Origin of the sequence: Actinomyces sp., from assembly GCF_030530635.1 — a bacterium.
GTDB lineage: Bacteria > Actinomycetota > Actinomycetes > Actinomycetales > Actinomycetaceae > Actinomyces.
On the sequence record NZ_JAUMUL010000088.1, the window covers coordinates 1 to 8943 of the forward strand.

The 8943-nt window shown below is 61.7% G+C and carries 8 protein-coding genes and 1 pseudogene; 7 read left to right on the top strand and 2 right to left on the bottom strand.

The window, feature by feature from the left end:
- Positions 1 to 121 precede the first annotated feature (121 nt).
- The 7 genes and pseudogenes from Q4A20_RS14020 (at position 122) to Q4A20_RS14050 (ending at position 7472) form a co-directional block, all read left to right on the top strand.
- Positions 122 to 634: an SAV_915 family protein gene (locus Q4A20_RS14020; protein WP_303123909.1), complete on the top strand. Its 513-nt coding sequence runs from the start codon at positions 122 to 124 to the stop codon at positions 632 to 634.
- Positions 631 to 924 (top strand): hypothetical protein, encoded by a 294-nt coding sequence (locus tag Q4A20_RS14025; protein WP_303123911.1) that lies wholly within the window; start codon positions 631 to 633, stop codon positions 922 to 924. Before Q4A20_RS14020 ends, Q4A20_RS14025 begins: the two co-directional genes overlap by 4 nt.
- Positions 921 to 2111 (top strand): hypothetical protein, encoded by a 1191-nt coding sequence (locus Q4A20_RS14030; RefSeq protein WP_303123913.1) that lies wholly within the window; start codon positions 921 to 923, stop codon positions 2109 to 2111. Before Q4A20_RS14025 ends, Q4A20_RS14030 begins: the two co-directional genes overlap by 4 nt.
- A gap of 245 nt (positions 2112 to 2356) precedes the next feature.
- Positions 2357 to 2989 (top strand): hypothetical protein, encoded by a 633-nt coding sequence (locus tag Q4A20_RS14035; protein ID WP_303123915.1) that lies wholly within the window; start codon positions 2357 to 2359, stop codon positions 2987 to 2989.
- A 70-nt stretch (positions 2990 to 3059) separates the two neighbouring features.
- Positions 3060 to 3332 carry a hypothetical protein gene (locus Q4A20_RS14040; RefSeq protein ID WP_303123916.1) on the top strand — a complete coding sequence of 91 codons (273 nt, stop codon included), beginning with the start codon at positions 3060 to 3062 and terminating at the stop codon, positions 3330 to 3332.
- Between the two features lie 1009 nt (positions 3333 to 4341).
- Positions 4342 to 5103, top strand: a complete 762-nt coding sequence (locus Q4A20_RS14045; RefSeq protein ID WP_303123917.1) for a hypothetical protein — start codon at positions 4342 to 4344, stop codon at positions 5101 to 5103.
- A gap of 1142 nt (positions 5104 to 6245) precedes the next feature.
- Positions 6246 to 7472: pseudogene (locus Q4A20_RS14050) on the top strand (IS110 family transposase).
- Between the two features lie 485 nt (positions 7473 to 7957).
- Here Q4A20_RS14050 and Q4A20_RS14055 read toward each other — a convergent pair.
- Both Q4A20_RS14055 and Q4A20_RS14060 read right to left on the bottom strand, forming a co-directional pair.
- Positions 7958 to 8305 (bottom strand): hypothetical protein, encoded by a 348-nt coding sequence (locus Q4A20_RS14055; RefSeq protein WP_303123918.1) that lies wholly within the window; start codon positions 8303 to 8305, stop codon positions 7958 to 7960.
- A 16-nt stretch (positions 8306 to 8321) separates the two neighbouring features.
- Positions 8322 to 8723: a hypothetical protein gene (locus tag Q4A20_RS14060; protein ID WP_303123920.1), complete on the bottom strand. Its 402-nt coding sequence runs from the start codon at positions 8721 to 8723 to the stop codon at positions 8322 to 8324.
- Between the last annotated feature and the right edge of the window lie 220 nt (positions 8724 to 8943).

The following is an 8943-nucleotide window of genomic DNA, read 5'->3' on the forward strand; positions in this document are numbered from 1 at the left end:
CCACCAAACTCGAACTCTACCGAACCCGATGGTAAAACCACACGAATAACACCCTCAGTGCAGTCGAGACCACAGGCGCGGACGGCAACGGTTTCGCAACGCGACCATGTAGGCTGCCGTCATGGATTCCAGCACCGGTCCGAAGTTCCTGATCTCGGGCGCTGAGTTATTCGCCCGCAGGGAGCAAAGACAACGGGAGGTCGCCACAGCGGCCGCCACCGCTGCGGCCCCTGCGGTCGCCGCTGTCAATGGGCGGCACCTGGACTCTTATCGTGGTCGCCAGGGCGCCGACCGCCCAAATCGACGGCCTTCACGCAGTGGCCAACCCCCACGCGGCAAGAGGCCGGTTATCCCGCCCGCGCTCTATTTGCCGTCTACCGGCGCGCCGAATACCTACGGCGCGGAGATCGAACTACGCCGGACGAACGACGGGCGGATGGCCCTGTTGGCCTACACGGCACTGGATCGTCTGGCGGATTGCATGGGCCCGCACCAGCCCTGGGTGCTGTACCCGACCGAGAGGCTAGGCGACCTGGAGGCCGTGGAGCACTACGATGTCATCTACCTGGACCTGGCCGTGCCGCAGGAGTTGTGGCGTACCGCGGCGGATACGGCACGGAGGGCAACGCGATGACTGAGCAGTTCCGGTTCGACTATGACATGGCGATTGCGATCGCCGGCAAGTTCGCCACCGCCCAGGACGACCTGGAGGTCAATGAGCCGACAGTGCCCTATTCGGTCGATGCTGGTGACGGCAGCACCTACATCGCCAGTATGATCGCCCAGCTCGCTACGGATGCCGGCACACTCGCCTTGGCGGCCGAACTCGGCAACACCAACATGAAGAACGCCATCGATCTGGTCACCGGCGCCGATCACGACGTCGCACAGACCTTCCGCGACATGGAGGAGAAGATGCCGTGACCACGCCGAGCTTCCCTGTAGACACCGGTGGCGGCGTGTGCACCGCCCAGATCGACACCACGATCCCCGGTAGCGTCGAGTCTGTCGATCGTGCCGCCGACTGGCTCAAGAAGCTGCAGGACGGCTTCTCCGATGCGAGCACGATGTTCTCCGGCGCATCGAGTACATCGCGCTACACCCTATCGGGTGAAATCGCCGACGCTGCGGCTGATTATGCCGACGACTTGCATGACGCATGCAAAGACGCCTACAACCGTGCTAAGAAGGCCGTCGACGTGATCCGTTCCTTCGCCGACCAGTTGGGTTGGCGCAAGGATGACATGGCAGAGCACCGCGAGACCGCGATCGCCGGCGGTCTCACGGTCGTCGGCAACGTCATTGCGGCGCCGATCCCGGTGTCCAAGCCCGCAGACCTGGGCAACAATGCCACTGCTGCCCAGAAGCAGGAGTGGACCACCGCAAACAGCGCCTACGAGGACTACCAGACCAAAAAAGCTCTCTTCGACGAGGTCAGCGAGGACGTACAGAAGACCTTCGACAAGCTCGACGACTGGATAGATGAGCACCTCGTAACCGCGGAGTCCAACATATTGGCCAACGTCCTCATGGACGGGGTCAAGGAGATGGTGGAAAATGCCTTCGGCGAAGGAGCCGAAGCAACCGCACAGAACGTCTACTACCACAAGGCAACCGCGCTGTACAACACCGCGCTTGCAGCGGCAACCGCAAAAGCGATTAAGCGCTCAGGCAACCCCGCGGTCAGATCCGGCAGCAAGGCACCGAATCAGGACACTGTGGACAGGAACCTAGGCCGTTCTCCTAAAGCGGACGCCGCCGAACACGTAGCCAAAACCGGGAAGAAGGCCGCCAAAGCGGCAGGCATCTCCGTCACTCTCGGATTCATTGGCATCGAACTCGCGACAGGCGACTCGCCGTCCGAGGTACTGCTTCCAGCCGCAGCTTCGGCAGCAACGGCGGTCGCAATAGCGGGAGCGCCAGTGTGGGCAACCGTATTCGCGACAGGGTCCGTAGCAGTAGGCGTAGGTTATCTCTATCAGAACTATGTACCATTGGAAATACGCGGAAAGATAGACGAGGGCCTTAATGACATGTGGGACTGGGGTGCAGACCGCGTGGATGACGCGACCGACTGGGCCTCCAACCAATGGAATCGGATCTTTGGATGAGTTCGGATAGTCATATGCCCAGTTGGAGGGAACGCCGGAAGTATCCGCGCATCACCACCTGCCACCAGGCAGATATCGACCGTTCGAAATCTCCTTGGTGGGAGGCACTATTAGCGGGCGGAACACTCCTCTTTGCCTGGATGTTGGTAACTTTGGTAGGCAACACCTCTTGCGCAGTCGTTTTCGGGCTAGTCGCGACAGGTTTTGCAATACATATTCCGGTTGCGGTGGATCATCTTGGGGCTTTGCGACGTGTGCGTGAGTACTGGCGGCACGCCGAGGGGGCCACACTGTTCTTCCCCGACCGGAGCATCGCCATAGCCGAGTACGCGTTCTTCGCCCTGGTGTTCCTCGCCGGCGCAGCTGGCATCTGCCTGGTGTGGTACGCCCAGCTCACAGCATCCCCCATCGGCACCACCATGCGCGGAACCGTATTCCTCTCCTCCATTACGGTCGGCTTGGCCACCGCGTCCTGGCGAAAGACCCCCTTCACGCTACACCCCAGCCCGGCACTGGCCCTCACTCACGACGGCATCCACATCTGGCCCGGCACCCGCCATAGCACATACGTGTCATGGGAAAGCCGGCCCGAAGTCACCGAAGTGGTCGGCTACCGACTACTCCTAACCACCACCGCCAACGCCGTCATCAAAAGCCAGACAGGAACCTACGAGTTCCCCATGGGCACCCTGCCCATCGAATACGTCCAACTACGCCGCGTAATCGAGTTCTACACCCGCTACCGCCGCCTGCGCCACGAACTCGCCAAACCCGAAGGACTCGAACGCGTCAAATCCCTCATGCAACACACCGTCCAGGAAGTCGAACAGCAACTACCCCCACCGACACCCAAACGACCACGCAGACACCGCAAGTGAACCAAGGCAACATATGACTCGAGCGAGCTTCACATCAGCCAACGCGTCGCCAGGGGACACGGGCGCGGTTATGAGCTGGCTGCACATACTGCGTCATCGCGCAGAACGCGCCACAGTGATAACCCGTGAGATCACCACACTGGCAATACCTGCGCTAGTATACCCGGCCGCTGCCGCCACGGCTGTCGCGGTCAGAGTCGGGTACGCCCACGAACACATGCTACCCTTAGAGACCCCCGAGAATAACGACAAAGGACTGAACGACATACAAGACTGGGGCGCAGACCACGTCGACGACGCCGGCGACTGGATATCGGATCAATGGAACAAGGCCTTCGGATGAAACCAGGCAAGCCGATCATCGAAGGCGTCCTTCGCAATAAGCGGCTTTCCCGACATTCAACAGTTCTGACCTTTGACCAGGTCGACCGCCAGAATGACAGATGGCTGCGAGTACTGCCGTTCTGCGCAGCACTAGGCATCCTGGCGGCGTGGATGGCAGCAAGCTTGGCTAGAGCGTTCACCCTCGCCGTGTTTTCTGGGTTCAGCACCCTTTATTGGCTGGCGTCTTGCATGTCGATATTGTCCGAGCGATCCGATCACCTGTACGCTCATCATGAGTGGCGATCCGTGCCCGAGGGCGTGGAGCTCACATCGATCAAGTCCTGGCACAGCCGGGCCTGCATGAACCTGCCGAACTCGATCGTGATTGTCGGCTGCCTGATCACCCTCGCAATCCCGTGGTTCGCCCCTTATCGAATCCCGGGTTCTATCGGGTCATCGATGGCCGCGATCAGCTTGTTGGCAATACTGGTATTCGGCGTACTTGTTGACGAACCGCGGAAGCCGCGCACCCGCCCCGCGATACTGCTACGACCCGAGGGCATACTCGCCTGGCCGAACGAGCCCTACAGGTGTCGTATCCCGTGGACCACGTTTCCGGAAGCAACAGGCATACGCCACTACGGGCTAAACATAGTCACACGCAAGCGCCTGCAGTTCCTGATCCCCCTCAAACACCTCAACCATCAGCGGCAGACAGCTCGCCCGCGTCATCGAGTTCTACACCAAGCACATCAATCTCCGCTACGAGCTCGCGACCCCCGATGGGCTCTATCGCGTCCAGCTCCTCATGCATAACAGCGTAGAACGAGTCGAGCAGACCCTTAGTTCCACGAATGACAAATGATTCCGTCAGAACAGCGACTGCCATGAGCCCGGATCACCACATCTTCCGCTGGGGCAGGTGGAAGTATCCCCATGTCACCAACTGCGACCAGGCGGACACAGATCGCGCCAAAGCCCCCTGGTGGGATACCCTGTCGGCGTGCGGATCACTCCTCGTATCTTGGATGATGGCAGCACTGTACAACAATGTGACATGCAGCGTTGTTTTTGGACTAGTTGCCCTAGCCTTCGCGTTACATATTCCGGTTGCGGTTGATCATCGGTGGGCACTGCGGCGTACGCGCGAGTACTGGCGGCACACCGAGGGTTCCACACTATTCTTCCCCGACCGGGGCACCGCCATAGCGGAATACCTGTTCTTCGGCATGGTGTTCCTTGCCGGCGCAGCCGGCATCGGCCTGGTGTGGTTCGTGCGGCTCACCCAGACACCGATCGGCTCCACCATGCGAGGCACAGTGTTTTTCGCCTCTCTCTTCATGGGCTTGGCCACGGCGTCTTGGCGCAAGACCCCGTTCACCCTGCGCCACAGGCCCGCGCTCGTGCTCACCCACGACGGCATCCACACATGGCCCGGCACCCGCCACACCACCTACATCCCCTGGGAGAACCGGCCACAGGTCACCAAGGTGGTCGCCTACCAGCTGCTCCTAACCACCACCGCCAACGCCGCCATCACCTGCTACCGCTACGACCACGATTTCCCCATGGGCAGCCTCCCCATGGAATACAACCAACTACGCCGCGTCATAGACTTCTACACCCGCCACCGCCGCCTGCGCCACGAACTCGCCAAACCCGAAGGACTCGCACGCATCCGCTCCCTCATGCAACGAACCGTCCAAGAAGTCGAACAACAACTACCCCCGCAACCACGTAGACGCCCACGCCGCCACCGTAAGTCAACCACGCACAACGACTGCTCCTAGAACAACCAACCATGTCTACCGTTCATGACGCCCCATTCCGCCCGTCGACCAAATTCGACGAAGGCCTTAGTGACGCTTGGGACTGGGGAGTCGATAGGGTAGACGACGCAGGCGGCTGGATCTCAGATCAATGGCAGCGAGCATTCTGATGAAGTGGACATCTAGAGCGTCCAGTGACGCCCAGGACGCGACAGAGAACACACGCCGAGGCACAATCGCCTGCGAGCGTGCGGACGACAGCTCATCGACACAAAGAGCATTGTTGATGATGAGCGCAGTTTCAGCCTTCGGCTGCTATACGTTAATTGCCATTGGCAGACCATCTCTCGCGGTCATCCTGGCGGCTTATAACAGTCAATGCCTACTTCTTATACCATACACGTCTTACAGAAAGTCAGCGATTCGCCAGCGCGCCGCAACCGCTTGGCGACTCAGAGGGGTCGCCACCACATCATCGGCTTCTTTCGCGGCCTTCCTCTACAACCAGGCGATAATCGTCCTGACGACGTGCACAATACTGGTCGCCGTCTGGATGGCATGGACATCACCCGACACACCGGCAGGCGGACTCGCCGCCACTGTACTGGGCTCAGCTTTCATCGCCGCGAACGTATCCGGGATCAGGCAAAACCCATTGATACCTCCAAGTGCAGAAGCCATTATGATGACCGCCGATGGAATACGAACGTGGCCCGACACGTCGCACGCGGCCAGAATCCCCTGGGGAGACCGTCCCACGGTTTATGGAGCCCACGGCGGCAAACTGATAGTCGGCACAAAGCACGGAAAACTACACACTGTTCCGATGAGTTACTTAAGGCTTGGTTGCGTACAACTCAGTCGAGTCATCGACTTCTATACTCGGCACCCAGAACTCCGCCATGAACTCGGCACTCTCCCCCCGTTACCTTGTTTGTGGTCGCCGGTGAAGGAGTGCCGGTGGCTGGGCCAGCCGCTGTGGGCATGGGTGTGGTGCCCCTGTCGTTTGATGATCCGGGGGGTGAAAGTCATCGGTGGTGGCGGGCGGAGGGGAGGCGCTGATTAGGGGAACGGACCGCTTGACGCGAGTCCTTTCGCAGGCGTGGGTGCGGGGCCGTCTGCCTGACAGGCTGACCCACCAACGCACGGAAGGGCGCGGAAGAATGAATATCGAGGACGTGGAGGTCTTCGTCGGTATCGACGTCGGCAAAGCCGAGCACTGGGCCACGGCCCTGACCGGTGGCGGGAAGAAGCTGTTCGACAAGGCCCTACCCAACAGCGAGGACCGGCTACGCGAGGTCTACCAACGGCTCGGTGAGCACGGCCGGGTCCTGGTGGCTGTGGATCAGCCGGCAACGATCGGTGCCCTGGCAGTGGCGGTGGCCCAGGACATGGGCATCACCGTGGGCTACCTGCCCGGCCTGTCGATGCGCCGTATCGCGGACCAGGCCCCCGGGCAGTGCCAAGACCGACGCGAAGGACGCCGCGGTGATCGCCGACGCCGCCCGCACCATGCCCCACACGCTCAGGTCCATCAGCGCTTCGGACGAGGACGCGGCCGCGTTGAGCATGCTCACCGGCTTTGACCTGGACCTGGCCCGTCAGGACCAGCCAGACCGCAAACCGTATCCGGGGCCCGTGTGCACCCAGATCCACCCAGCCCTCGAGACTGTGCTGGGCAAGTGGCTCGAACACGACCCAATACTTGAAGTGATCGCCGCCTGGCCCACCCCAGCCGACCTACGCAAGGCCGGCCGGGCGCGTATCGACGCCAAACTCAAATCCAACGGGTGCAGACGCCATGCCGCCTGGGCGCAGGCCATCACCGACGCCCTGAACAAGCAGACCGTCGTGGTCGCTGGTACCGACGCGGCCGGGGTGGTGCTGCCCCACCCGACACCGGCCGGCTCATCGCCCACCCGCGCCCAACGCGACGATGTCGCCGCCCAGGCCAGTGGCCCTGGCGGGTGACCCCGCCCTCGGTATTGCCCGGTCTCTGACCACCCGTGCCCCGGGGTGGGGGTCCCGGCCGCCGCTGTGTTCCTGGCCGAAACCGCGGGTAGAACCTTCCCCACCGGCGCCCACCTGGCCTCATACGCCGGCCTGACACCAGTCACCCGGCGGTCGGGGTCCTCCATACGGGGCGAGGTGCGTCTCCCACGCGGGCAATAAGCGCCTCAAGCCAGCCATGTTCCTGTCAGCCTTCGCCTCACTGCGCTCCGACCCCGCATCCCGGGCCTACTACGAACGCAAACGCGCCCAGGGCAAACGCCTTGGGCCAAGCCATACTCGCACTCGCCCACCGCCGCATCCTCACCCTATACGCCACGATCCGAGACGGCTCCCTCTACGACCCCCAACCAACCCAACAACTACCCACCGCCGCTTGACAAACCACATAGGGGCACCCCCCCGAAGGACTCAAGCACGTCAAACTCCTCATGTACAACACCGTCGAACAAGTAGAGCAAACCCTGGCACCCGAGAAACCCAAATGAGGCCCACCCGAGCACAGCCAACCGCAGGCCAAGGACCGCACACCTTCCGCTGGGACACACGGAAGTACCCCCGCGTCCTCACCTGCGATCAAGCGGACATAGACAGAACCAAGGTTCTCTGGTGGCACGTATTAGCAGTAAGGATGGCATTGCTACTTTCGTGGATGATCGCTGCATTATACAACAACATCATATGCGCCGCCTTTTTGTGCCTACTCGCCATACCATTTGCGTTCTACATTCCGGTTGCGGTTGGTCATCGGTGGGCGCTGCGGCGGGCGCATGAGTACTGGCGGCACACCGCCTGGGTCGTCTCACTTTAGTGCCCTGCGGTATTCAGGCCTGACTCCTGACATCTTGGTGTCCCGTTTCGGGTGTCAGATCTCGGGGTCGATGTAGAGCGCGTTGAGCATGGTCTGGGCTTGGGGTGTGAGCGGGTGGCTGGCGATGATGGTCTGGCCGGCGAGGTGTATCTGGGCGGTGTGGATCGGCTTGAGGGTGTGGATTATGCGTTTGATTGACATGCTGGTGGCGTCTTGCAGATAGCGGGCCACGGCAAGGGCTGCCATGACCATGGTCAGGTGCGCCTCAATGAAGTCACGCTGGTGGTGGAAGATGGGGCGGGCCCTCAAGTCGTGTTTGCTCATGCGCCACGACTGCTCCACGTGCCACAGGCGCGGGTAGGAGCTGACGACCTCAGCAGCGCTTACACGCGCCGCTGTCATGTTGGTGCCGTACCCTTTAGGCCCTGCGACCGCGCGGGCGCGTTTGAGGGACGCCTCGTCGAGGACTGATGCTGTTCCTGGATCCTTTGACAAACCTCGGCCTACGGACCGCCATCTCGCCGTCGACGACGGCTCTGGCCTTGTTCTCCTGGGCGGTCAGTGTGGCATTGTCGTGGGAGAAGCGCCTGGCGGAGTATTGCCACAGGACCCGCCACGAGGCCGGGCCGCCCTCGGGCTCCCAGGGCAGCCGGTTCCTGGCCCTCGTAGCGCCTGTTGGACAGCTCCTGGCACCTTTCTTGGGGGTAGTGGTCTCGATCAGCTGGCCGTCCTGGTAAGCATCGCCGTGGAAGTGGGTGTACTCAGCCAGGTCGTAGGGCGCCTTGCTGACCTTCGAGCCGACAACGAACGACAGCCCCATCTCATCCAGGTGGAATGCTGGGTGTCTGCTTGGCCGGTTGGGCGTTAACAACGCCACTTAACGTTCTGCTGTGTACCTGCGGGGGCCTTCAGCAGACGGTTAACCGGCGTTGTTAACCCCGAAGTAGCGTTGCAGACTGGGAAGTGGCGGTGCAGATGGCGAAGTGGCGTTGCAGATGGGCCCGCTTCCGGGCACCGGGGTGGTCGGCGGCCAGGTGCGG